The 23,331-nt window shown below is 67.4% G+C and carries 25 protein-coding genes; 19 read left to right on the forward strand and 6 right to left on the reverse strand.

The window, feature by feature from the left end:
* Positions 1-129 precede the first annotated feature (129 nt).
* Both AC3WQZ_RS32260 and AC3WQZ_RS32265 read right to left on the reverse strand, forming a co-directional pair.
* On the reverse strand, positions 130-1,110 hold the full coding sequence (locus AC3WQZ_RS32260) for a fumarylacetoacetate hydrolase family protein (RefSeq protein ID WP_010811509.1): 981 nt from the start codon (positions 1,108-1,110) through the stop codon (positions 130-132).
* 82 nt (positions 1,111-1,192) lie between these two features.
* The gene (locus AC3WQZ_RS32265) at positions 1,193-2,191 is read right to left on the reverse strand and encodes a Bug family tripartite tricarboxylate transporter substrate binding protein (protein ID WP_011614371.1); all 999 of its coding nucleotides are present in this window, start codon (positions 2,189-2,191) and stop codon (positions 1,193-1,195) included.
* Positions 2,192-2,370: 179 nt separating this feature from the next.
* On the opposite strand from AC3WQZ_RS32265, the gene AC3WQZ_RS32270 reads away from it, so the two are divergent.
* From AC3WQZ_RS32270 to AC3WQZ_RS32285, 4 genes are all read left to right on the forward strand, one after another.
* Positions 2,371-3,204 (forward strand): IclR family transcriptional regulator, encoded by an 834-nt coding sequence (locus AC3WQZ_RS32270; RefSeq protein WP_010811511.1) that lies wholly within the window; start codon positions 2,371-2,373, stop codon positions 3,202-3,204.
* Positions 3,164-4,252, forward strand: a complete 1,089-nt coding sequence (locus AC3WQZ_RS32275) for a DUF3108 domain-containing protein (RefSeq protein ID WP_492301934.1) — start codon at positions 3,164-3,166, stop codon at positions 4,250-4,252. Before AC3WQZ_RS32270 ends, AC3WQZ_RS32275 begins: the two co-directional genes overlap by 41 nt.
* A 54-nt stretch (positions 4,253-4,306) precedes the next feature.
* Positions 4,307-5,149 carry an alpha/beta fold hydrolase gene (locus AC3WQZ_RS32280; protein ID WP_439671157.1) on the forward strand — a complete coding sequence of 281 codons (843 nt, stop codon included), beginning with the start codon at positions 4,307-4,309 and terminating at the stop codon, positions 5,147-5,149.
* Positions 5,150-5,374: 225 nt separating this feature from the next.
* Complete coding sequence (locus AC3WQZ_RS32285; RefSeq protein ID WP_010812891.1) at positions 5,375-5,632, forward strand: BTH_I0359 family protein; 258 nt, start codon at positions 5,375-5,377, stop codon at positions 5,630-5,632.
* A gap of 72 nt (positions 5,633-5,704) precedes the next feature.
* Here AC3WQZ_RS32285 and AC3WQZ_RS32290 read toward each other — a convergent pair whose 3' ends face one another.
* Positions 5,705-6,097 carry a rhodanese-like domain-containing protein gene (locus AC3WQZ_RS32290; protein ID WP_010812890.1) on the reverse strand — a complete coding sequence of 131 codons (393 nt, stop codon included), beginning with the start codon at positions 6,095-6,097 and terminating at the stop codon, positions 5,705-5,707.
* 230 nt (positions 6,098-6,327) lie between these two features.
* Here AC3WQZ_RS32290 and AC3WQZ_RS32295 point away from each other — a divergent pair, with 230 nt between their 5' ends.
* The 5 genes from AC3WQZ_RS32295 to AC3WQZ_RS32315 all read left to right on the forward strand — a co-directional run bounded on the left by AC3WQZ_RS32295 (position 6,328) and on the right by AC3WQZ_RS32315 (position 12,275).
* Positions 6,328-7,389 (forward strand): homocysteine S-methyltransferase family protein, encoded by a 1,062-nt coding sequence (locus tag AC3WQZ_RS32295; protein ID WP_010812889.1) that lies wholly within the window; start codon positions 6,328-6,330, stop codon positions 7,387-7,389.
* A 17-nt stretch (positions 7,390-7,406) separates the two neighbouring features.
* Positions 7,407-10,154 (forward strand): methionine synthase, encoded by a 2,748-nt coding sequence (gene metH, locus AC3WQZ_RS32300; RefSeq protein ID WP_010812888.1) that lies wholly within the window; start codon positions 7,407-7,409, stop codon positions 10,152-10,154.
* Positions 10,155-10,417: 263 nt separating this feature from the next.
* Positions 10,418-10,879, forward strand: coding sequence for a hypothetical protein (locus tag AC3WQZ_RS32305; protein WP_010812887.1), 462 nt, complete (start codon positions 10,418-10,420; stop codon positions 10,877-10,879).
* 310 nt (positions 10,880-11,189) lie between these two features.
* Positions 11,190-11,822: a response regulator gene (locus tag AC3WQZ_RS32310; protein ID WP_010812886.1), complete on the forward strand. Its 633-nt coding sequence runs from the start codon at positions 11,190-11,192 to the stop codon at positions 11,820-11,822.
* A 45-nt stretch (positions 11,823-11,867) separates the two neighbouring features.
* On the forward strand, positions 11,868-12,275 hold the full coding sequence (locus AC3WQZ_RS32315; protein WP_010812885.1) for a response regulator: 408 nt from the start codon (positions 11,868-11,870) through the stop codon (positions 12,273-12,275).
* 49 nt (positions 12,276-12,324) lie between these two features.
* Here the strand turns inward: AC3WQZ_RS32315 and AC3WQZ_RS32320 are convergent, their stop codons facing one another.
* Positions 12,325-13,728 (reverse strand): sensor histidine kinase, encoded by a 1,404-nt coding sequence (locus AC3WQZ_RS32320; protein ID WP_010812884.1) that lies wholly within the window; start codon positions 13,726-13,728, stop codon positions 12,325-12,327.
* A 284-nt stretch (positions 13,729-14,012) separates the two neighbouring features.
* Between AC3WQZ_RS32320 and AC3WQZ_RS32325 the strand changes: the two genes are divergently transcribed.
* Both AC3WQZ_RS32325 and AC3WQZ_RS32330 read left to right on the forward strand, forming a co-directional pair.
* Positions 14,013-14,180, forward strand: coding sequence for a DUF1328 domain-containing protein (locus AC3WQZ_RS32325; RefSeq protein ID WP_010812883.1), 168 nt, complete (start codon positions 14,013-14,015; stop codon positions 14,178-14,180).
* 52 nt (positions 14,181-14,232) lie between these two features.
* On the forward strand, positions 14,233-14,661 hold the full coding sequence (locus AC3WQZ_RS32330) for a DUF883 family protein (RefSeq protein ID WP_010812882.1): 429 nt from the start codon (positions 14,233-14,235) through the stop codon (positions 14,659-14,661).
* A gap of 176 nt (positions 14,662-14,837) precedes the next feature.
* Here AC3WQZ_RS32330 and AC3WQZ_RS32335 read toward each other — a convergent pair whose 3' ends face one another.
* A complete protein-coding gene (locus AC3WQZ_RS32335; RefSeq protein ID WP_010812881.1) occupies positions 14,838-15,158 on the reverse strand; it encodes a DUF1840 domain-containing protein in 321 nt (106 codons plus the stop codon).
* A gap of 265 nt (positions 15,159-15,423) precedes the next feature.
* Here AC3WQZ_RS32335 and argS point away from each other — a divergent pair, with 265 nt between their 5' ends.
* From argS to AC3WQZ_RS32360, 5 genes are all read left to right on the forward strand, one after another.
* Positions 15,424-17,211 carry an arginine--tRNA ligase gene (argS, locus tag AC3WQZ_RS32340; RefSeq protein ID WP_058697481.1) on the forward strand — a complete coding sequence of 596 codons (1,788 nt, stop codon included), beginning with the start codon at positions 15,424-15,426 and terminating at the stop codon, positions 17,209-17,211.
* 116 nt (positions 17,212-17,327) lie between these two features.
* Positions 17,328-18,053: an SPOR domain-containing protein gene (locus AC3WQZ_RS32345; protein WP_492301936.1), complete on the forward strand. Its 726-nt coding sequence runs from the start codon at positions 17,328-17,330 to the stop codon at positions 18,051-18,053.
* Between the two features lie 166 nt (positions 18,054-18,219).
* Complete coding sequence (locus tag AC3WQZ_RS32350) at positions 18,220-18,855, forward strand: thiol:disulfide interchange protein DsbA/DsbL (RefSeq protein WP_011614376.1); 636 nt, start codon at positions 18,220-18,222, stop codon at positions 18,853-18,855.
* 105 nt (positions 18,856-18,960) lie between these two features.
* Positions 18,961-19,767, forward strand: coding sequence for an SDR family oxidoreductase (locus AC3WQZ_RS32355; protein WP_011614377.1), 807 nt, complete (start codon positions 18,961-18,963; stop codon positions 19,765-19,767).
* A gap of 2 nt (positions 19,768-19,769) precedes the next feature.
* Positions 19,770-20,603, forward strand: coding sequence for a helical backbone metal receptor (locus AC3WQZ_RS32360; RefSeq protein ID WP_010812876.1), 834 nt, complete (start codon positions 19,770-19,772; stop codon positions 20,601-20,603).
* A gap of 5 nt (positions 20,604-20,608) precedes the next feature.
* On the opposite strand, the gene AC3WQZ_RS32365 is transcribed toward AC3WQZ_RS32360, so the two are convergent.
* A complete protein-coding gene (locus tag AC3WQZ_RS32365; protein WP_492301937.1) occupies positions 20,609-21,685 on the reverse strand; it encodes an MBL fold metallo-hydrolase in 1,077 nt (358 codons plus the stop codon).
* Between the two features lie 205 nt (positions 21,686-21,890).
* On the opposite strand from AC3WQZ_RS32365, the gene AC3WQZ_RS32370 reads away from it, so the two are divergent.
* The 3 genes from AC3WQZ_RS32370 to AC3WQZ_RS32380 all read left to right on the forward strand — a co-directional run.
* Complete coding sequence (locus AC3WQZ_RS32370) at positions 21,891-22,355, forward strand: MerR family transcriptional regulator (protein WP_011614379.1); 465 nt, start codon at positions 21,891-21,893, stop codon at positions 22,353-22,355.
* A 127-nt stretch (positions 22,356-22,482) separates the two neighbouring features.
* On the forward strand, positions 22,483-22,959 hold the full coding sequence (locus AC3WQZ_RS32375) for a PaaI family thioesterase (RefSeq protein ID WP_010812873.1): 477 nt from the start codon (positions 22,483-22,485) through the stop codon (positions 22,957-22,959).
* Between the two features lie 64 nt (positions 22,960-23,023).
* The coding region (locus tag AC3WQZ_RS32380) for an acyl-CoA dehydrogenase family protein (RefSeq protein WP_492301938.1) at positions 23,024-23,331 on the forward strand (308 nt) is incomplete at its 3' end.

The raw sequence follows: 23,331 nt of genomic DNA on the forward strand, positions 1-23,331 counted from the left end.
GGGTAGTCATTGGGGGCCTGAGAGGAAGGGGTTAGCGGCGCGCCGCATGCATCGTTATTTGCCAACCGATCGGTCGGTTAATTATATGCGCATCCGGCTTGCCGCCGCAGCCCGCGGCCCCCACCTGCGTCAGGCCGCTGCCACCAGCTGGTCGATCGCGCCGAATACCGAATGGCCCTGCGCGTCGAACATCTCGATCTTGACCGCGTCGCCGAACTTCATGAACTCGGTCACGGGCTTGCCTTCATCGATGGTTTCCAGCATGCGCTTCTCGGCAATGCAGCAGTAGCCCTTCTTGCGATCAACGTTGGAGATCGTGCCCGAGCCCACGATGCTGCCGGCGCGCACGTTGCGGGTCTTGCAGATATGCGCGATCAGCTGGCCGAAGTCGAACACCATGTCGGTGCCGCAGTCGGGCTGGCCCACCTTCTTGCTGTTCCAGTGCACGGTCATCGGCAGATGCACCTTGCGCTCGCGCCAGGCTTCGCCGAGTTCGTCGGGCGTCACCGCCACCGGCGAGAACGCCGTGGCGGGCTTGCTCTGGAAGAAGCCGAAGCCCTTGCCCAGTTCGGCCGGGATCAGGTTGCGCAGCGAGACATCGTTGGCCAGCATCACCAGGCGGATGGCGTCGCCGGCCTGCTCGGGCGTGGCGCCCATCCTCACGTCGCCGGTGATCACGGCCACCTCGGCCTCGAAGTCGATGCCGAAGGCCTCGCTGGCGCAGACGATATCGTCCTGCGGCCCGACGAAGTCGTCCGAGCCGCCCTGGTACATCAGCGGGTCGGTCCAGAACTCGGCTGGCATCTCGGCGCCGCGCGCCTTGCGCACTAGCTCCACATGGTTGACATAGGCCGAGCCGTCGGCCCACTGGTAGGCGCGCGGCAGCGGTGCCATGCAGTCCCTGGGGGCGAACGCGAACGGGTGGCGTGCGCGGCCGGCGTTGAGCGCGTCGTACAGGTCCTGCAGCTGGGGCGCGTAGAAATTCCAGTCGTCCAGCACGGTCTGCAGCTTGCCGGCGATGTCGGTGGCGTAGTGGGCTTGCTTCAGGTCGCGCGACACGACCACCAGCTGGCCGTCGCGCGAACCGTCCTTCAGGGTTGCGAGTTTCATGGGTGCGATGGGGTAGGGATCAGGGGCGCCTGCATCGCAGGCGCGTTGGCCGCTAGTCTACCGTGGCCTGCCCGCGCGCCAGTCAGTCGACGGTGATGCCCTTGGCCTTGATCAGCTTGCCCCAGCGCTCGCCCTCGGCGCGCGCGTAGCTGGCGAATTCCTCGGGCGTGCTGTAGACCGCCTCCACGCCCACGCCTTCCAGCTTCTTCTGCACCTCGGGCGTCTTCAGCGCCTTGACCAGCTCGGCATTCAGGCGCGTGACCACGGCCTTGGGCGTGCCGGCCGGCGCCACCATGCCTTGCCAGGCGTAGGCCTCGAAGCCGGCCACGCCGCCCTCGGCCACGGTCGGCACGCCGGGCAGCACGGTAAGGCGCTTGGGCGTGGCCACGCCGAGCGCGCGAAGCTTGCCCGCCTGCACGTTCTGCTGGCCCGAGGCCAGGTCCAGGAACATCAGGTCGACCTGGCCCGCGAGCAGGTCCTGCACCGCCGGCGCCGCGCCCTTGTAGGGCACGTGCGTCATCTTGACCCGGGTCTGGTCCATGAACAGTTCCATCGCCAGGTGGTGCGGGCTGCCCGCGCCCGGCGAGGCGAAATTGACCTTGCCCGGGTTCTTCTGCGCGTACGCGACCACTTCCTTGAGCGTGCGCGCCGGGAAGTTGGGATTGGCCACCAGCACCAGCGGGAAGCGCGCAAGCTGGCCGATGTAGACGAAGTCCTTGTCCGGGTTGTACGGCAGCTTCTTGTACAGCGACGGATTGGCGGCCAGCGTGGCGGTGTCGGCGGTCAGCACGGTGTAGCCGTCGGGCTTGGCATGCGCCACGGCATCGGCGCCGACGATGGTGGCCGCGCCCGGGCGGTTGTCGATCACCACCTGCTTGCCCAGCCCCGGGGTGATGGCCTGCGCCACGGTGCGCGCCACCACGTCGGTGCCGCCGCCGGCGGGATAGGGCACGACCCAGCGGATCGGCTGCGACGGCCAGTCATCGGCGCGCGCGGGGGCGCTGGCGGTAAACAGGGCAGCAAACAGGGTACCGGCCGTCAATGCGGCGAGGGCGGGGCGGAAGTGGCCAAGGGGGCGCATCGGTTGTCTCCGTGTTAAAAAGGGGCCCGGTTCGGGCGGGCTTGCACGAGAGGCATGTCGCCGGCCAGGTCTGTTGCGAAGAAAGTCTACCGATGGCTTAAAAATTGGTAAATCGATTTCGCTATAGTAAATTTACCTACGAATTTCCCCCGCCCCCCGGGGAGCAAACCATCCGCCGCATGTCAGAGACCGAAGAAGAAGACACCAAGCTGCGTTCCGGCATCCAGTCCATCGAGGTGGGCTTCAGGCTGCTGCAGGCGCTGGCGGTGTCGCCGCGCGCGATGATGCTGCGCGACCTGGCCGCCGCCGCCGACATGAACCCGGCCAAGGCCCATCGCTACCTGGTCAGCTTCATGCGGCTGGGCGCGGTGGCGCAGGACCCCGTCAGCGGGCGCTATGACCTGGGCCCGTTCGCGCTGCAGCTGGGCCTGGCCGGGCTGAACCGCCTCGATCCGGTCAAGAAGGCGCGCCCGATCCTGTCGCAGCTGCGCGACGAACTGGACCTGACCGCCGGCATTGCCGTGTGGGGCAACCACGGTCCCACCGTGGTGCACTGGGAGGAATCCAGCCATCCCGTCACCGTCAGCCTGCGCCTGGGCGATGTGATGCCGATGCTGAACTCCGCCACCGGGCGCCTGTACGGCGCCTACCTGCCGCGCAAGCAGACCCTGCCGCTGATCGAACGCGAGCTGGGCGCTCGCGGCAATGACGGCTTGCCCGACATGCCGCGCTCGCTGGCCGAATACGACGCGATCTGCGCCGAGGTGCGCGCGCATGGCGCGGCGCGCACGCTCGGCGGCGTGCTGCCGGGCATCAATGCGTTCTCGATGCCGGTGTTCAATGCCAACGGCCACCTGGCCATGGGGCTGATCGTACTGGGCGCGCAGAGCATATTCGATGCAGAATGGGGCGGTACGATGGATCGTCGCATCCGCGACATCGCCCAACAGCTCTCATCGGAACTTGGCTACCTTGGTGCAGCCACCCCGGCCGGAGAAACCGGCCAATCCTGATCTCCACGCCCGGCCCGGCGCGGATCCCCGCGTCTGGCGCCGGCGGCGCTGGATCATCGTGATCGCCCTGGTGCTGCTGGTCCACGTGCTGGCCGTGGTGGGCTTCGTGCGCATGCCGGGGCCGCTGATCCCGGTGGATGTCAGCAACACGCCCACGCTGGAAGCGGTGCTGCTGCCGCCGCCCAGGCCGCCAGCCCCACCCGCGCCGCGGCCGGTGCCGCGCCCGCGCCCGCAGCCCAGGGCGGCCGCGCCGGCCCCGGAACCCGCGCCGCAGGAAGCCCCCGCTCCCCCGCTCGCCACCAGCCCGCAGGGCGCGACCGAGATGGCGTCGGGCAGTGGCGGCGAGGGCAGCGCGGCCAGGCCTGCCGCCGCTGCCGCGCCGTCCGGCGGGCCGCAGGGCGGCGTCGATGGCGTGCGCTACGACCCGCCGCCGTCGGCGACGATGCACTACGCCAGCTTCGTCAACGGCGTGCAGAACCCCGACGGCCTGATCCGCTGGGAGCAGGACGGCAGCCGCTACCGGCTGGCGGTCGAAACCCGCGTGCTGTGGTTCCGCTTTGCCTTCCAGAGCGGCGGCGCGATGGCGGTGCAGGGACTGTTGCCGGAACGCTACGAAGAGCGCCGCCGCAACAAGACCGAGACCTCGCGGTTCGATGCCGCGGCCGGCACCGCGGTATTTGCCTCGGGCACGCAGGCGCCGTTCCCGCCCGGCGCGCAGGACCGCTTCAGCGTATTCCTGCAGCTGGTGGGGCTGGTGCGCGGCAATCCCCAGCGATATGCCACCCCCGGAGTGACGGAAGCGTTCCTCGTGGCCGACACGCGGGATGTGGAACCCATGCAAGTGCAGTATGTTGGAGAGGACGAGATCGACACCGGCAACGGCGTGATACGAGCAAAGCACTTTGTGAGGCTGCAGCGCCGTGCCAATGACCGGCGCCGCGTCGAACTGTGGCTGGCGCAGTCGCTCGGCTGGATGCCGGTGCGCCTGCGCCAGACCGAGCCCGACGGCACCCAGATCGACCTCGTGTACCGCGGCAGGGAAGGGTAGTAGGACCGCGGCGCGCGCCTCCCGACGCATTATCCAACCGAAAGGAGCCCAGCCATGACCGTTGCCACGCCACCAGCCGAAACCCACCGCATCCACGCCGAAGGCGCCGACCTGCACGTGCGCGTGGACGGGGCGGACGGGCCCTGGGTGATACTGGCCCACGCCCTGGCTGCCGACCACACGCTGTGGGACGCCACTGCGCAGCACCTGGCGGGCCGCTATCGCGTGGTGCGCCCTGACATGCGCGGCCACGGCGCCAGCGACGCCCCGCTCGGGCCCTACACCATGACGCGGCTGGCCGACGACGTGGTCGCGGTGATGGACGCGCTGCAGATCCCCCAGGCGCATTTCTGCGGGATTTCCGTGGGCGGCATGATCGGGCAGACCATGGGGCTGCGCCATCCCGAGCGGCTGTTGTCGCTGGCGCTGGTGGCCACCAACAGCCAGACCCCGATGGAGGCGCACCCGATGTGGCACAACCGCATCGGCCAGGCCGAGGCCCATGGCATGGCCGGGATGGCCGATGCCACCCTCGGGCGCTGGCTGACGCCGGCCTTCCATGAGGCGCATCGCGACCAGGTGTCGCGCATTCGCGACAGTCTGGTGGCCACGCCGGTACGTGGATACGTGGGTGTGGCCGGGGCAATCATGGCTTTTGACCTTGCCGGCGCGCTTTCCCGCATTCATTGTCCTACGCTGGTAGTAGCGGGCGAGCAGGACCAGGGCGCAACCGTGGCGATGGCGCAGAGCATCGCCGCGGCGATTCCCGGAGCCAGGCTCGAGGTCGTGCCGCAAGCGGCGCACCTGGTGCACGTGGAGCAGCCCGAGCGCTTCCACGCCGCGCTGGACGCCTTTCTCGGGAATGCCGCATGCGGGGGGCAGTGCGACGTTCCGTGACAAGCAACACACTGATGTGGAAGGCTCAAGAAACTTGTTGCATTGGCCGATGCCCAATTCATGTAAGGCAGAAAATCGTGGCAACGAGGTGACCCGCACCAATAACTTGATTTCCCGCCGGTCACCCCAAGTTTGGAGGTAAAGCCGCGGCGCCCCCTCAAGGCATCAACTGAGGCAAGAACCACAAGGGCATGCCGCCCATCCATGACGCCCAGGAGGTGTGCCATGCAAATGATCTACAACAGCGACAACTACTGCATCGTGGAGTTTGGTGCGGATGTCGATCAGGCGCCGCTTGAGTTTGGTGGCTATGAAATCGTCGACAAGAACCTGAAGCGCGAAATCTTCCTCGGCGGCCATCTGGCCGAGAGCTTCCGCGCCGATGTCAAACGCCTGATTGAAAGCGAGCCATCCGTGGAGGAAGTCGACGATTTTCTCGGCAAGTTCGACAACGTCATGATGCACCCGCTGGTGATGCACTGAGCGGCTTTGCCTGGAACGATCACGCCCGCTTCGGCGGGCTTTTTTGTTGGTGGCGGGCGCTGCGGGCCGCGCTCAGTACTGTTCCCACGGCAGCCCGTCATGGCGCCAGCCGTTGACCGTATTGCGGTGGCGCTGCGCATCGAGGTCGCCCTCGAAGCCGTGCAGCACGAACTGGACGTTGGAGAAGCCCGCGCCCTCCAGTGCCCGCGCCGCCGCCGACGAGCGGTTGCCGCTGCGGCAGATCAGCAGCACCGGCCGCGCCGATGCCTGGCCCGCCAGTTTCTTCACCATCTGCACGAAATGCGGGTTGACCTCCCAGTCCGGGCCATCGTTCCAGGGTACGTTGTGCGCGCCCTTCGGATGACCGACGAACAGGTATTCCATCTCGCTGCGGCAGTCGATAAAGAGCGTCTCGGGCGATTGCGCCAGCAGGTCCTGGGCGTCGGCGGGGGAGAGATGTTGCATGGCGGGCAGGGAAGGGGGCAGCGCGAAGCGACCCCGGGGCGGTGACGGTTACGTCTCTCAGTGTAGGCGCCAGCGGGCCGGACAGGCAACCGTGGGTCATCGCGGGCAGCCGCAAGGCCTTGATACACCTGATAAAATCGTCCCTCTTTGGCCAGCATAGGCCACAGCAGCGGCCCGGCGCCGATCCAGCCATGGATACGCCGCAGGCCCGCCTTTCCAGAGTCCCCGCCATGAGTGCCCCTGAATCCACCGCGGCCGCGCCGCGCCCCTACACCCGGGCTGCCGAGTTGCCCCGGCTGCTGCAAGAACGCATTCTGATCCTGGATGGCGCCATGGGCACCATGATCCAGCGCTACAAGCTGACCGAGGCGGACTACCGCGGCGCGCGCTTCGCGGAACACAAGGTGGACGTCAAGGGCAACAACGAGCTGCTGCTGCTGACGCGCCCGCAGGTCATCAGCGAGATCCATGAGCAGTACCTGGCCGCCGGCGCCGACCTGATCGAGACCAATACCTTCGGTGCCACCGGCGTGGCGCAGGAAGACTACAAGATGGCGGACCTGGCGTACGAGATGAACGTCGAGGCCGCGCGCCTGGCGCGCGCCGCCTGCGACAAGTACAGCACGCCGGAGAAGCCGCGCTTTGTCGCCGGCGCCTTCGGCCCGACGCCCAAGACCGCCAGCATCTCGCCCGACGTGAACGACCCGGGCGCGCGCAACGTGACCTTCGAAGAGCTGCGCGATTCCTACTACGAACAGGGCAAGGGCCTGCTGGAAGGCGGCGCCGACGTGTTCCTGGTCGAGACCATCTTCGACACGCTTAACGCCAAGGCGGCGCTGTTCGCCATCGACCAGCTGTTCGAGGACACCGGCGAGCGCCTGCCGGTGATGATCTCCGGCACGGTGACCGATGCTTCGGGCCGGATCCTGTCGGGCCAGACCGTGGAAGCGTTCTGGAACAGCCTGCGCCACGCCCGCCCGATCACGTTCGGGCTGAACTGCGCGCTGGGCGCCACGCTGATGCGCCCGTATATCGCCGAGCTGGCCAAGATCTGCGACGCGGCGGTGTCGTGCTACCCGAACGCGGGTTTGCCGAACCCGATGAGCGACACGGGCTTTGACGAAACGCCCGAGGTCACCTCGTCGCTGGTGGAAGAGTTCGCCGCCTCCGGGCTGGTGAACCTGGTGGGCGGCTGCTGCGGCACCACGCCCGAGCATATTGCCGCGATCGCCCAGCGCGTGGCCAACAAGACCCCCCGCACCTGGCCCGGCCAGTACCGCGACGCTGCCTGAGCCCGGAGCCCGACAACATGACCGACAAGCAACTGCCCCCGCGCCCGATGCGCCTGTCCGGCCTCGAGCCCTTCACCATCGACGACGACACGTTGTTCGTCAACGTCGGCGAGCGCACCAACGTGACCGGCTCCAAGGCCTTCGCGCGCATGATCCTGAACGGCCAGTTCGACGAGGCGCTGGCGGTGGCCCGCCAGCAGGTCGAGAATGGCGCGCAGATCATCGACATCAACATGGACGAGGCCATGCTGGACTCGAAGGCCGCCATGGTTCGCTTCCTGAACCTGATCGCCTCGGAGCCGGACATTGCACGCGTGCCGATCATGATCGACTCGTCCAAGTGGGAAGTAATCGAGGCCGGCCTGCAGTGCGTGCAGGGCAAGCCCGTGGTCAACTCGATCTCGCTCAAGGAGGGCGAGGAACAGTTCCGCCACCACGCCGCGCTGATCCGCCGCTATGGCGCCGCCTCGGTGGTGATGGCCTTCGACGAGAAAGGCCAGGCCGACACCTTCGAGCGCAAGACCGAGATCTGCAAGCGCAGCTACGACATCCTGGTCAATGACGTTGGCTTCCCGCCGGAAGACATCATCTTCGACCCGAACATCTTCGCGGTCGCGACCGGCATCGAGGAGCACAACAACTACGCGGTGGACTTCATCGAGGCCACGCGCTGGATCAAGCAGAACCTGCCGTACGCCAAGGTCAGCGGCGGCGTGTCCAACGTGTCGTTCTCGTTCCGCGGCAACGACACGGTGCGCGAGGCGATCCACACCGTGTTCCTGTACCACGCCATCGGCGCGGGCATGGACATGGGCATCGTCAACGCCGGCCAGCTCGGCGTGTATGACCAGCTCGATCCCGAGCTGCGCGAGCGCGTGGAAGACGTGGTCCTGAACCGCCGCGAAGATTCCACCGACCGCCTGCTGGAGATCGCGGACCGCTTCAAGGGCGGCGGCGCGAAGAAGGAAGAGAACCTGGCCTGGCGCGGCACGCCCGAGCAGCCGGTGCCGGTGGGCGAGCGCCTGGCGCATGCACTGGTGCATGGCATCACCACCTTCATCGTCGAAGACACCGAAGAGGTCCGCCAGCAGGTCGAGGCGCGCGGCGGCCGCCCGATCGAGGTGATCGAAGGCCCGCTGATGGACGGCATGAACATCGTCGGCGACCTGTTCGGCGCGGGCAAGATGTTCCTGCCGCAGGTGGTCAAGAGCGCGCGCGTGATGAAGCAGGCGGTGGCGCACCTGCTGCCCTACATCGAGGAAGAGAAGCGCCTGCTGGCCGAGGCCGGCGGCGACGTCAAGGCGCGCGGCAAGATCGTGATCGCGACGGTGAAGGGCGACGTGCACGACATCGGCAAGAACATCGTGTCGGTGGTGCTCCAGTGCAATAACTTCGAAGTGGTCAACATGGGTGTGATGGTCCCGTGCAACGAGATCCTGGCCCGCGCCAAGGTCGAGGGCGCGGACATCGTCGGGCTGTCGGGCCTGATCACGCCGTCGCTCGAAGAGATGGCCTACGTGGCCTCGGAAATGCAGCGCGACGACTACTTCCGCGTGAAGAAGATCCCGCTGCTGATCGGCGGCGCCACTACGTCGCGCGTGCATACCGCGGTCAAGATCGCGCCCAATTACGAAGGCCCGGTGGTGTACGTGCCGGACGCCTCGCGCTCGGTGAGCGTGGCCTCGAGCCTGCTGTCGGATGAAGGCGCGGCCAAGTACCTGGACGAGCTGAAGACCGACTACGACCGCATCCGCACCCAGCACGCCAACAAGAAGGCCACGCCGATGGTGACACTGGCGCAGGCGCGCGCCAACAAGACCCCGATCGACTGGAGCAGCTACGTGCCGCCGAAGCCCAAGTTCATCGGCCGGCGCGTGTTCCGCAACTACGACCTGGCGGAACTGGCCAACTACATCGACTGGGGCCCGTTCTTCCAGACCTGGGACCTGGCCGGCAAATTCCCCGACATCCTCAACGACGAGATCGTCGGCGAGTCGGCACGCAAGGTGTTCTCGGACGGCAAGGCCATGCTGTCGCGCCTGATCCAGGGACGCTGGCTGACCGCCAACGGCGTGATCGCGCTGCTGCCGGCCAACACCGTCAACGACGACGATATCGAGATCTACACCGACGAGACCCGCAGCAAGGTCGCGCTGACCTGGCACAACCTGCGCCAGCAGAGCGAGCGCCCGGTGGTCGATGGCGTGCGCCGCCCCAACCGTTGCCTGGCGGATTTTGTCGCGCCCAAGGACAGCGGCATCGCCGACTACGTCGGCCTGTTCGCGGTCACCGCGGGCCTGGGCGTGGAGAAGAAGGAAGCCCAGTTCGAAGCCGACCATGACGACTACAGCGCGATCATGCTCAAGGCACTGGCCGACCGCTTCGCCGAAGGCTTTGCCGAGTGCCTGCACGAACGCGTGCGCAAGGACTTGTGGGGTTATGACGCCGGCGAGCAGCTCAGCAACGAGCAGCTGATCGCCGAGTCGTACCGCGGCATCCGCCCGGCGCCTGGCTACCCGGCGTGCCCGGAGCACACCGTCAAGGGCCCGATGTTCGAGTTCCTCGACGCGGCCGAGATCGGCATGGGCATCACCGAGTCGCTGGCGATGACGCCGGCCGCATCGGTGAGCGGCTTCTACCTGGCGCATCCGCAGTCGACCTACTTCTCCATCGGCAAGATCGGCCAGGACCAGCTCGACGACATGGCGGCGCGCCGCCACGAGGACCGCGCCACGCTGGAGCGCGCGCTGGCGCCCAACCTGTAACCGGGTGCGACGGCAGGGCGGCAGGGGCGGCTGCATCGCCCCGCCGCCAGCCCGTTGATGCAACAGGGAAAACCGCCGCAGGCGGCCGGCAAAGCCGTGCCGGAGCGGCGTGCCAGGCGCCTCACAACTCCTTACAGAGCCTTTCAACTCCTCACAGACCGGAGCAGTCCGGCTCCCTAGACTGAGGGCTCGATACACGCAATCACCAGCGTGATCACCGCGGCGAATGTTTCGCCGCGGGGCATCCTGAAAGGAGTCTGTCCATGAAGAAACTGCTGCTCTCCCTCTCCGCTCTGTCGATCGCTGCCGCTTCCTCGCTGGCCATGGCCCAAGGCACCGGCGTTTCCGTTGGCACGAAGGCCGATGTCGGCGCATCGGTGACCACACCCTCTCCCGCCGCTGCAGCGCAGGGCGGCCTGAACACTGCCGGCAGCGCTGCCACGGGTGCCGCAGGCGCAGCCGAAAAGGGTCTGTCGACTGCGGGCGCGGCGACCAGCAAGGGCCTGTCGGCAGCAGGTTCGGCGGCTGACAAGGGTCTGTCGACCGCCGGCGCTGCGGTCGACAAGAGTGTCGGCACTGCTGCCGACGCCACCGGCGGCGCCGCGGCAGACGCCGGCACCAAGGCCAAGCACGGCAAGCACGCCACCAAGTCGGGCAAGAAGTCGAAGGCCGACGCGAGCGTGGATGTGAGCGCCGGTGCCGCAGCGGGTGCCAAGGCGCAGTAACCTGGCGCGCTAGTCCACAGTCACTGGCAACCAGCTACTAGCCCGGCCTTTTACCGGCGCCGGCGGCGCCAGGGCCCTCCAGGGTGTTTCAGCCCTGACGCGCCGCAGCAAAGCGGGACGGATCGCATCCGTCCCGCTTTGCGTTTGTGCGCGATCAGTGTGCCTAGTGGGCGCTGGCCCCGCCTAATGTCAGCCTGACACCGACAGCCCGCGCCCGCGCCCGGCACTACAATGACATCAACGCAGGCGGTTCCGCCTGCACCCGACTGCACCGGGCATGTGCCGGTCTGTTCAACCCAGTGGAGCCCACATGATCCGCATCCTGATCGCTGACGATCACGAGATTGTGCGTGCCGGGCTGCGCCAGTTCCTTTCCGAAGAGCCCGACATCCAGGTGACAGGCGAGGCCGGAAGCGGCGACCAGGTCATGGCGCAGTTGCGCGATGCCGAGTTCGACGTGCTGGTCCTGGACATCTCGATGCCCGACCGCAACGGCATCGACGTGCTCAAGCTGATCCGTCAGCGCAAGCCCGAATTGCCGGTCCTGATCCTGTCGACCTACCCGGAAGACCAGTACGCGATCAACCTGATCCGTGCCGGCGCTTCTGGCTACCTGACCAAGGAAAGCGCCCCGGACGACCTGGTCAAGGCCATCCGCACGGTGGCCCAGGGCCGCCGCTACGTGAGCGCCACCGTGGCCGACCTGCTGATCGGCGGGCTCGACAAGCCGACCGAGCAGCCGGTGCACCAGATGCTGTCGGAGCGCGAGTTCCAGATCTTCTGCAAGCTGTCGCGGGGGCAGTCGGTGTCGGTGATTGCCGACGAACTGTTTCTCAGCGTCAAGACCGTCAGTACCTATCGTTCGCGCATTCTCGAGAAAATGGGCATGAAGACCAACGCTGACCTGACCTATTACGCCATCAAGAACGGCCTGGTCGAATAACAGCCCACGATGGGCCGCACCGGACGAGGACCAGCAATACATAACATGTCGGAGCAGGCTTCGAACACTTCCTACCGGGCGCTGAGCATACTGCTGATTGAAGACTCGGCGGTCCTGCGAGGCATGCTGCTCGAATACCTGAAGGATTTCCCGTTCATCGAGAACGTGGACTGGGCCGATACCGAAGCCATGGCCCTGCGGCTGCTCGCCGCCGGCAAGTACGATGTGGTCATCGTGGACCTGCAGCTGCGCCAGGGCAACGGCATCAATGTGCTGCGCGCGATGCAGCGCATCGGCACCGGCGCGGTGCGCATCGTCTACACCAACCACGCCCAGGTCAGCATGTACCGCCGCCAGTGCGCCGAGGCCGGCGCGGACTACTTCTTCGACAAGTCGCTCGAGCTCGAGCAGGTGTTCCGCGTGATCGAGGAGCACGCGGCGCCGGCGCCCTGAGCCGGGCCAGCCCCTCGTTCCCTCATCATTCCCTGCCTGCCGGTGCGCGTCAGGCGCGCGCCGGCTCCTGATTTTCCGGCGCCTCCGCCGGTGCCAGCACCGCTTCCGTCAGCGGCACCTCGATGCGGATGCGCACGCCCGCCTGCGTCGAGGAATCGATCTGCATGCTGCCGCCCAGCGCGGTAACGCGCTGCTCCATGCCCAGCAGCCCGTGGTGGCCGGCGGTGCTGCCGGCGTCGAAGTCCGCCGGCAGGCCCTTGCCGTCGTCGCGCACGGTCAGCGTCAGCAGGTTGTCCTGGCAGGCCAGGCTGACATCGATGTGCCTGGCTTCAGAGTACTTGCTGGCATTGGTCAGCGATTCCTGCACGATCCGGTATAGCGCGATCGCGGCCTCGTCGCGCAGTGGAGGCAGGTCCTCGGGCACGCTGACATCGGTCTCCCAGTCATTGCGCGCGCCCACTTCCTCGACCAGCTGGCAGACCGCCGCGCGCAGGCCCAGGTTCAGCAGCACCGTGGGGCGCAGGTCTTCGATCAGGCGGCGCTTGATCTGGATGCCCTGGTCCACGTGCAGCATCACGCGCGTCAGCCGCTCGGCCGCCACCGGATGGTCCTCCTGCACCTTGCGGCGCACCCAGTGCAGATCCAGCTTGATCGCGGTCAGGATGGCGCCCAGTTCATCGTGCAGCTCGCGCGCCAGGCGTGTCTTCTCGTCCTCGGTCACGCGCTGCAGGTGGGCGGCCAGTGCCGACAGCTGGCGCGTGCGTGCGCGCACCTTGCGGTCCAGCCGCACGCCTTCCTCTTCCAGCTGGGTGCGCACCGCCTCAGCCATCGACAGGCGCTTGGCGTGGCCCACGCCCACCGCCATCATCAGGGTGATGTTGATGGCGGTAAGCAGGCCGATGCCGTAGCGCGACAGCTGCACGTCGTTCTCGGCGCCTTCCAGCCGGTGCGAGACCGCGCCGGCCTCGCGCGCCTGCAGCTGGTCCAGGCCGCGGCGCGCATTGTCCATGGTCTCTTTGCCGTAGTCGGTGCGGATCAGGTCCAGCGCCACTTCCAGGTCGCGCTTGCCGTAAACCAGCGTCAGCGCCATCTCGTTGAGCTTGCTGTTGATCAGCTTGGAGGTGTCGCTGAACTGCTTCAGGCCTTCGGGATCGTTGGCATAGCCGGCGCGGATCTGCGCCATCAGTTCGGCGATGCGCGGCAGGGCCTTGTAGTACGGCTCAAGGTAGCTTTCCTTGCCGGTCAGCAGGAAGCCGCGCTGGCCGGCCTCGGCATTGACCAGCTCGCCGTTGAGCGCGGCCAGCTCGGTCTGCACGCGCTGCGAGCGGATCACGTCGGTATAGCTTTCGCGCAGGCGGATATTGCCGGTTTCCGACGCCACCAGCACCGCCAGCGTCAGCAGGATGCCGCCCGCCAGCAGCAGCGTGTGGGGGAGAAAGGACTGCTTGAACATGGGCAATTCCTGTTTAGTGAAGGCGCGCCGCTCGCCCGCCGCAGCGCCAGGGAGCGCCCATGGAATCACATCGATCGCCATGGGTCAACCTTGAAGCCGGGCCCGCGCGGGCGTCGTCCGGGTGCGTGTAGGACTCGGCTGACAGCGGAATCGGCTCGCTGTCAGTATTGGTGCGCGGGCTGGCTTTCTACGATGAGGCTATGAGCTTGCACCCCTTGGCGCAAGCCCTCACATGGGCCCAGCCAGTGCGCCTGGCGTGGTCCGATTGCTTCGGGAGCCTAGCCATGCTGCAATATGCACTCGTATTTTTCGTCATCGCCCTGATCGCCGCGATCTTCGGCTTCGGCGGAATTGCCGCCGGCGCCGTGGAAATCGCCAAGATCCTGTTCTTCATCTTCCTGGTCGTGGCGCTGGTCGCCGCGGTGATGGGCCTGGTCCGCAGGGGGCGATGACACCGGCCGCGAGCCGTCTTTCCCCACCGCCGACCGAAACTGAGGAGACCGTATGCTGACGCAGAACCCGAAAGTCAGGAAGGAACTGAACCACCTGTCCGACAGTGCCGACAGTGCCATCCGCCATATCAGGCATGCCGCGCGCGACACGCGCGATGCGGCAGCGCCGGTATCCGGCGAGGTCAAGGCGCTGATCGCCCAGCTGGAGCACACCATCGAAGTGCTGGCGCGCGAGGGCTCTGCCGAGAGCATGCGCGCCGGGCAGCGCCTGCGCGAGCGGGCCACCGACATGGCCCATCGGCTGCGCGCCCAGACCACCGACGGCATGATGCGCGCCCGCGAGCGCATGGATGGTGCGGTAGAACACGCCCAGCACCGCGTGGCCGAGTCGCCGCTGAAGGCGGTGGCGATCGCGGCGGCCGTGGGGGCGCTGATCGGGCTGCTGCTGGCCAATGGCCGGCGCCATTCAGAGGAGGATTAGGCCCGCCCCCCAGCCACCAGACCGATACCGGGACCCGTCCGGCACGCCGGGCGGGTCCTGCAAGGGAATCCCCCTTTCCGGAATCCTCGTCCGGAAGCCCGGCAGCCCACTGCGGTGCCGGGCGCTTTTTTAGGCGCGCGGCGATCGTGCCGCACGCAAGCGGGTGTCTGTTCCCGTCACACCCCCCACATCACATTGGCCCCCTCACGCTGGGAGGCACGCAGCATGTCCAGGAACGGGTAGGCGCGCTGGCCCAGGTGCAGCGGTTCTTCCTCGTCTTCGTCGTTGCCGGTGTCCGCTTCGACGGCCGAGCTGGCGGGATGGGCCTTGGCATCGGCGACCGCGGCTTCCAGCTTGTGGATCGCGGTTGGAAGCTCTTCCACGGTGATCACCCCTCGTTCCCCGAGGCGCTTGCCGATGATGCCCAGCAGCGTCATCGCCAGATCCTTCATCATGATCAGGTCCTGCGCGGCGTGGGATTTGAAGGTGATCAGCATGATGTGTTTTCCTTTCACGGAGAGGCGGGGGGCGTTCCCGCGGGCGGGAAGTCTCGCTGATTTTGGGCCCGGATTGTGGCCCGGGGCCATCCTCGCGCATGATGTCAGCATAGCACCTGATAAAATTCGGCGTTCCCGATTCCAATGCCTGTCACGCGGCGCGGCGCGGCGCTCACTGTTCCTTTGCCGTCACTTGCCGCCTTCCGGGCGACGGCGCCGCCCAAGGCGGTGCCTGAATACCTTGCCCACAGGGCTTCCGACATCCATGCTGCCTGTTCAGACCTCCAATCTTGCCGCCGCGTTCACTGATGCGGTGCGCGCGCTCGCCCCGGCCGATGCCACCCTGCCCGCCGTCACCTTCGAGCGGCCCAAGGTGGCCGCCCACGGCGACCTTGCCTGCAACGTCGCCATGCAGGTCGCGCGCGCGCTCAAGAGCAATCCGCGCGAGCTGGCCCAGCGCATCGTCGATGCCGTGCAGGCCGACACGCGCGCGCAGGGCCTGGTCCAGGCCATGGAGATTGCCGGCCCCGGCTTCATCAACCTGCGCCTGACCCCGGCCGCCAAGGCCGACGTGCTGCGCGCGGTGCTGGCCGAGGGCGACCACTACGGCGCGCGCAAGCGCGGCGTGCACGGCCAGGTGCTGGTGGAGTTCGTCTCGGCCAACCCGACCGGCCCGCTGCACGTCGGCCATGGCCGCCAGGCGGCACTGGGCGACGCGCTGGCCAACCTGCTGTCGTGGCAGGGCTGGCACGTGCACCGCGAGTTCTACTACAACGACGCCGGCGTGCAGATCCAGACCCTGGCGCTGTCGGTGCAGGCGCGCGCGCGCGGCCTCAAGCCCGGCGACGCCAGCTGGCCCGAGGCCGCCTACAACGGCGACTACATCGCCGACATCGCCGCCGACTTCCTGGCCGGCAAGACCGTCAGCGCTTCTGACGGCGAGCCCGTGACCGCGTCGGGCAACGTCGAGGACATCGACTCGATCCGCAAGTTTGCCGTCACCTACCTGCGCAACGAGCAGGACATCGACCTGCAGGCCTTCGGCGTCAAGTTCGACCGCTATTACCTGGAGTCGTCGCTGTACAGCGATGGCCGTGTCGAAGCCGCGGTGCAGTCGCTGGTCGGCAAGGGCAAGACCTACGAGAGCGAGGGCGCGCTGTGGCTGCGCACCACCGACGACGGCGACGACAAGGACCGCGTGATGAAGAAGAGCGACGGCACCTATACGTACTTCGTGCCGGACGTCGCCTACCACACCACCAAGTGGGAGCGCGGCTTCACCAAGGTCATCAACGTGCAGGGCAGCGACCACCACGGCACCATCGCGCGCGTGCGCGCCGGCCTGCAAGGCCTGGACATGGGCATCCCGCAGGGCTATCCCGACTACGTGCTGCACAAGATGGTCACCGTGATGAAGAACGGCGAGGAGGTCAAGATCTCCAAGCGCGCCGGCTCCTATGTCACCGTGCGCGACCTGATCGAATGGTCCAACGGCGGCGACGAGACCATCCGCGGCTGCCTGGATACCGGCGTGGCCGACTGGCCGCAGCACTTCACCCGCGGCCGCGACGCGGTGCGCTTCTTCCTGCTGTCGCGCAAGGCCGATACCGAGTTCGTTTTCGATGTCGACCTGGCGCTCAAGCAGAACGACGAGAACCCGGTGTACTACGTGCAGTACGCCCACGCCCGCATCTGCTCGATCTTCGAGTCGTGGGGCGGCGCGGACTGGGAAGCCCGCCTGGCCGAGCTGGCCGGCGCCGACCTGTCAGCCGTGACCGGACCCGAAGCCAGCGCCCAGGCGCAGGCGCTGGGCCGCCGTCTGGCCGAGTTCCCGGATATGCTGTCGGGCGCCGCCGCCGAGCTGGCGCCGCATGCGGTCGCCTTCTACCTGCGCGACCTGGCCGGCGACTTCCACGCCTTCTACAACGCCGACCGCGTGCTGGTTGACGACGAGGCCGTCAAGCGCGCCCGGCTGGCGCTGCTGGCGGCCACGCGCCAGGTGCTGCGCAATGGCCTGGCGGTGATCGGCGTGTCCGCCCCGCGCCGGATGTAAGCAGGCGTCCGGCGCCCCCCGCGCGGGGGTACGGGGCTGTCCGGCCCCGAGGACGATGCCAGTGCTGCCGTTGGCGGCGCTGGCCCTATAATCCCGGCATCACCGAAGAGGACTTCATGCAACAGCAACGCAAGCGCGAGTCGCGCCATGTCCGCCGCAACCAGCAACGCGGCGGTACGTTCCTGGGCCTGGTGCTCGGGCTGATCGTCGGGCTGGCCATCGCCGTGGTGGTCGCCCTGTACATCACCAAGTCGCCGACCCCGTTCCAGCAGAAGAATGCCCCGCGCCCGAGCGAGCCGGGCAATGTCACCAGCCAGCTGCCGCCGCCGGCCCAGCGCGCCGACGAGGGCCCGAGCGACCCCAACAAGCCGCTGTGGAGCAAGACCCCGGCCAAGCCGGTAGGCCAGGCGCCCGAGCCGGAACCGAAGCAGAACGGCCAGCATGGCCAGAACGGCCAGCAACCCCCGGTGGCCGTCGCCCGTCCGGCCGAGAAGCCGGTGGAAAAGCCCGTGGAGAAGCCGGCTGACAAGCCTGTCGCCAGCAAGCCGGCCGAGAAGCCGGTGGCCGACCCGATCGCCGAGATCGCCCAGGCCGATGCCAACAAGGTGGGCTACCTGCTGCAGGTGGGCGCGTTCCGCTCGTCGGACGACGCCGACCGCCAGAAGGCCAACCTGGCGATGCAGGGCTTCGAAGCCCGGATCACCGAGCGCGATGTCAACGGCGTCAAGATGTACCGGGTGCGCCTGGGGCCGTTCAACCGCATCGAAGACATGAACAAGGCACGCGACCGGCTGCAGTCGTCCGGCTTCGAGGCCTCGGTGATCCGCTTCACCAAGCAGTAAGCCGGACCGCAGGGTCAGGCGTTATTCCGGTCGTGTCCGGCGGCACTGGCAGTAATCGCCGGTAACCGCCGCAACACGTTGTCACCAGAAGCAGCCGGCGTTTCGCTGAACCGGACGCCGCCGCCGCTGTCATACGCTCATCGTCCAACCGCAAGGCCGCACCAAGATGAAAAAACTCGCCGCACTGTTCGCCATGTTCGCCGCCGTGGGCGGCCTGCTGATGTCCGCCCCGTCCCGGGCGGCGCCCGCCGAGGGCAAGGAATACCAGGTCCTGAAGGCGGCCCAACCGGTCGCCGCGGGCAAGATTGAGGTGACCGAGTTCTTCTGGTACGGCTGCCCGCACTGCTACGATTTCGAGCCGGACCTGGAAGCCTGGGTCAGGAAGCAGGGCGGCAACGTGGTCTTCAAGCGCGTGCCGGTCGCGTTCCGTGACGACCTGCTGCCGCACACCAAGATCTTCTATGCGCTGGAAGCCATCGGCAAGCTCGACGCCATGCACAACAAGGTCTTCAACGCCATCCACGTGGACCGCAAGCGCATGACGGACCCCAACGAGATCGCCGACTTCATGGCCAAGAACGGCGTGGACCGCAAGGCCTTCCTGGATGCCTACAACTCGTTCACGGTGACCACCAACTCGCAGCGCGCCAACAAGATCGCCGACGCCTACAAGATCGACGGCGTGCCGACCGTGGTGGTGCAGGGCAAGTACGTGACCTCGCCGTCGATTGCCGGCAACAAGCAGGGCGCGATCCAGACCATGGATTACCTGGTGGATCAGGTTAAGGCGAAGAAGATGTAATCTGCTGGCGACCTTCGCAAGCCGAGGGTTATCCAACACCAGTAGCAAGCCAAACGGCTGGTATCCTGTACCAGCCGTTTTTTTTCAGACTGCAACCCTGCCTTCATGCGTCCCCTCAAAGTCTTCCTCACCGGCGCCTCCAGCGGCCTGGGCCAGGCTCTCGCGCGCGAATACGCGTCGCAAGGCGCCATCCTCGGGCTGGTGGCGCGCCGCGAGGACGCGCTGCGCGAGTTTGTCGCCACGCTGCCCAACCCGGGCGCGGTGCGCGTCTACGGCGCCGATGTGCGCGATGCCGACGCCATGGCGCGTGCCGCTGGAGACTTCCTCGGCCATTTCGGCTGCCCGGACGTGGTGATCGCCAATGCCGGGGTCTCGGTCGGCACCGTCGCCAGCGAGCGCGAGGACCTCGACGCCTTCCGCCAGGTGATGGATACCAACTGGTTCGGCGTGCTGACCACCTTCCAGCCGTTCATGCATGCGATGCAGGAGCGCGAGCCCGGCCACTTCGGGCGCCGCGGCACGCTGGTGGGCATTGCCAGTGTCGCCGGCGTGCGCGGGCTGCCGGGCGCGGGCGCCTACAGCGCGTCCAAGTCGGCGGTGATCAAGCTGCTGGAAAGCCTGCGGCTGGAGCAGCGCGCGCACGGCATCCGCGTGGTCACGATCGCGCCCGGCTATATCCGCACGCCGATGACCGCGCACAACCCGTACCGCATGCCGTTCCTGACCGATGCCGACGTGTTCGCGCGCAAGGCCGTGCGGGTAATCGCGGCAGGACGGCGCTTCCGCGTGATTCCGTGGCCGATGGGCGTGGTGGCGGCGCTGCTGCACGTGATGCCGCGCTGGCTCTACGATGCGCTGGCCGCGGGCGCCCCGCGCAAGCCGCGGCGCGCCGACCCGCCGCAGGAGCCCTGACCATGTGGCGCGACGCCATCGGCCAGCAGCATGCCGCCGCCAGCGGGGTGGTGCGGATCGCGTCGCTGGTGCCGTCGGTGACTGAGTTGCTGTTCGCGCTCGGGATGGCCCGGCAGATGGTGGCACGCACCGGCTTCTGCATCCACCCGGAACCGGCCGTGCGCGCGGTGCCCAAGGTCGGCGGCACCAAGGACGTGAACGTGGCGCGGCTGCGCGAGCTGGCACCCACGCACGTGGTGGTCAATATCGATGAGAACCGGCGCGAGACCGTGGACGAAATCCGCGCATTCGTGCCCAATGTGATCGTCACCCATCCGTGCGCGCCGGAAGACAACCTGGGGCTGTACCAGCTGCTGGGCGGGATCTTCGGCTGCCACGCCGAGGCCGAGGCGCTGTGCACGGCGCTGCAGGTGCAGCTCGATGCCATCCGCGTGCGCGCGTGGCCGGCTCGCCGCGTGCTGTATGCGATCTGGCAGGACCCGTGGATGACGGTGTCGCGCGATACCTATATCAGCCGCATGCTGGCATTGGCCAACTGGCACACCTGGCCCGAGGGCAGTGCCGCATTGCAGGCCTGCGCGGGCGGCGACTGCAGCCGCCCCAACGCGCCTGGCGATCGCTATCCCACCTTCCGCTGGAGCGACGCGCTGGTGCGCGAGCTCGACCTGGTGCTGCTGTCGACCGAGCCCTACCGCTTCACCGAAGACCACGCCGACGCGCTCGAGCGCCAGCTTGGCAAGCCGGTGCTGCTGGTCGACGGCGAGATGCTGTCCTGGTACGGCAGCCGCGCCATCGACGGGGTGCGCTACCTGGCGGCACTGGCGGCCGCCAACTAGGCCAGTCAGGCCGCGCGGAAGCGGATCACGCCGTCGTCGCCGGTTTCCCGCACCAGTTCGCCGCGGTGCCACAGGCAGTGCAGGTGGGCCAGCGACTCGCCCATGGCGAAGGTCATCTGGTGGATGTCGAACTGGCGCTTGAAGATCACGCTGACGATGTCGTGCGCGCTGCAGGCCTTCTCGCCGCAGGCTTCGAGCGTTTCGGCGAGGCGGTCGGCATGGTGCTCGCGCAGCTGCATGATGCGGGTATGCAGGTTGCGGAAGGGGCGGCCATGCGAGGGCAGGATCAGCACGTCCTGCGGCAGCGGTTCGTACTTGCCGAGCGAATCCAGGTAGAGCTGCAGCGAATTGCCTTCGGGCTCCATGTCGAACACGCTGACATTGGTCGAGATGCGCGGCAGCACCATGTCGCCGGAGATCAGCACATTGGTGGCGGTGTTGTACAGTGCCACATGCTCGGGCGAATGGCCGAAGCCGGTGATCACGCGCCAGGCCGAGGTCGCCGCATCGGTGCCGATCCGCACCGTGTCGCCCTCCATCATGCGGCGGTACTGCGCCGGCAGCTCCGGCACCAGCGACGGGTAGTAGGTCTTGCGCGCGCGCAGCTTTTCCTGGCTGTCGGCATCGGTCAGGCCGTGCAGCGCGAAGTGCGCGGCGGCGGCGTCGCCGCCCGCGCTGGAGCCGGCACCGGTGCCGCTGCCCATCACGCGCGCGCTCATGTAGTCGCCCAGGCTCATCCACAGCCGCACGCCGAAGCGCTTGCACAGCCAGTGCGCCAGGCCGACGTGGTCGGGGTGGCTGTGCGTCACCAGCACGCGCACCACCGGCAGTCCTTCCAGCTCATTGGCGAAGATGGTTTCCCAGTGGCCCTTGATGATGTCGTTGGTGATGCCGCAGTCGATGATGGTCCAGCCGTCGCGGCCGTCCAGGCGGTCGCGCAGCAGCCACAGGTTGATATGGTCGAGCGCGAACGGCAGCGGCATGCGCAGCCAGTAGACGCCGGGGGCGACTTCCTGCTTGGAGCCGGGCTCGGGCATGGTGTCGCCGAACGGGTATTGGAGCTGGTGTTCGAGTGCGTTCATGAGGAGTCTCGTGGTCGAAGCCTGGCGCGGGGGCGCGGGCTTTCTCGTTCTGCCGGCACGCCAAGCATTGAGCAGGGCGTGCAAGCACCGGTTGCCAGCCGATCTGGTTGACGCTAACGTAAACGTCAATCATACGGGTTCGTTTCCATCTTAAGCGAAAACTTGACTTCACAACGAACGACCGTTCACTTTCTTTGGGCAGGCTATGTCAGCGACGCCAGCGGCGGCTTCCGCCACCTACACCATCACCGACCTTGCGCGTGAATTCGACATCACGCCCCGGGCCATCCGTTTCTACGAGGACCAGGGTCTGCTGTCGCCGGAGCGCGAAGGGCCGGGCGGGCGCAAGCGGGTCTACAACGGCCGTGAACGGACCCGGCTGAAGCTGACACTGCGCGGCAAGAGGTTGGGGCTTACTCTCAATGAGATCCGCGAGATCCTTGACCTCTACGAGTCACCACGCGACACAGCCCCGCAGCTGGAGCGCTTCCTGCACTCGCTCGCGGCGCACCGGCGCACGCTTGAGCGGCAGATGGAAGACCTGCAGGCGCAACTGGCCGAGATCGACCAGCATGAGCGCCAGTGCAGGGCTTTGCTGGCCGCGCAGACCGGCAAGCAGCAACCGGCCACGGAAGACGGCGATGCGCCGGCCCGGACCTCGGTCGCCTGAAGCGGCACTTCCACCGGCATCCGTGCCGGATGGGATTGACGTTTACGTAAACGTCAATAGAATACCCCGACAGCGCGCGCAGCCTGTTGCTGCCGGCGACCCAACGTTCTCACACCGGAACTCCGCCATGACGTCATCCAACGCCAGTGCCGTACCCGCTGAACCAGGATCGCTGTCCGCCGCGCGCGCCGACGCTATCGCCACCAGCTTTTCCCGCCAGGGGCTGATGACCACCTTTGGCGCGACCCTGCGGCGGGTGGACCGCGGCGAGGTCGAGCTGGCCATGCCGTGGTCCGACGGCGTGACCCAGCAGCACGGCTTCTTCCACGGCGGCGTGGTGGGTGCGCTGGCAGACAGCGCCTGCGGCTACGCCGCGCTGACGATGGTGGGCGAAGATGAGGCGGGCCTGACCGCCGAGTACAAGATCAACCTGCTGTCTCCCGCCCAGGGCGAACGCCTGGTGGCGGTGGGGCGGGTCCTCAAGCCCGGGCGCACGCTGATCGTGGCACAGGGCGATGTCTATGTCGAGCAGGACAGCCGCCGCAAGCAGGTGGCCACCATGCTGATGACGCTGTGCGTGGTCAAGACACTGGGCCACGTCTGAACTGACGGCTCCGGCCATCCATCCGGAACCCGACACACATACCGATTCCAAACAGGAGACCATCATGACCGAACTGCCAGGCCTGAAATTCGATCTGGGCGAAGACATCGAGATGCTGCGCAACTCCGTGCGCGACTGGGCCCAGGCCGAGCTGGCCCCGCGCGCCGGCGAGATCGACCGCACCGACCAGTTCCCGATGGACGCCTGGAAGAAGATGGGCGACCTGGGCGTGCTGGGCATCACCGTGGCCGAGGAATACGGCGGCGCCAACATGGGCTACCTGGCGCACATGATTGCGATGGAAGAAATCAGCCGCGCCTCGGCGTCGGTCGGCCTGTCGTACGGCGCGCATTCCAACCTGTGCGTGAACCA

This window comes from Cupriavidus sp. FW305-26, assembly GCF_058787975.1.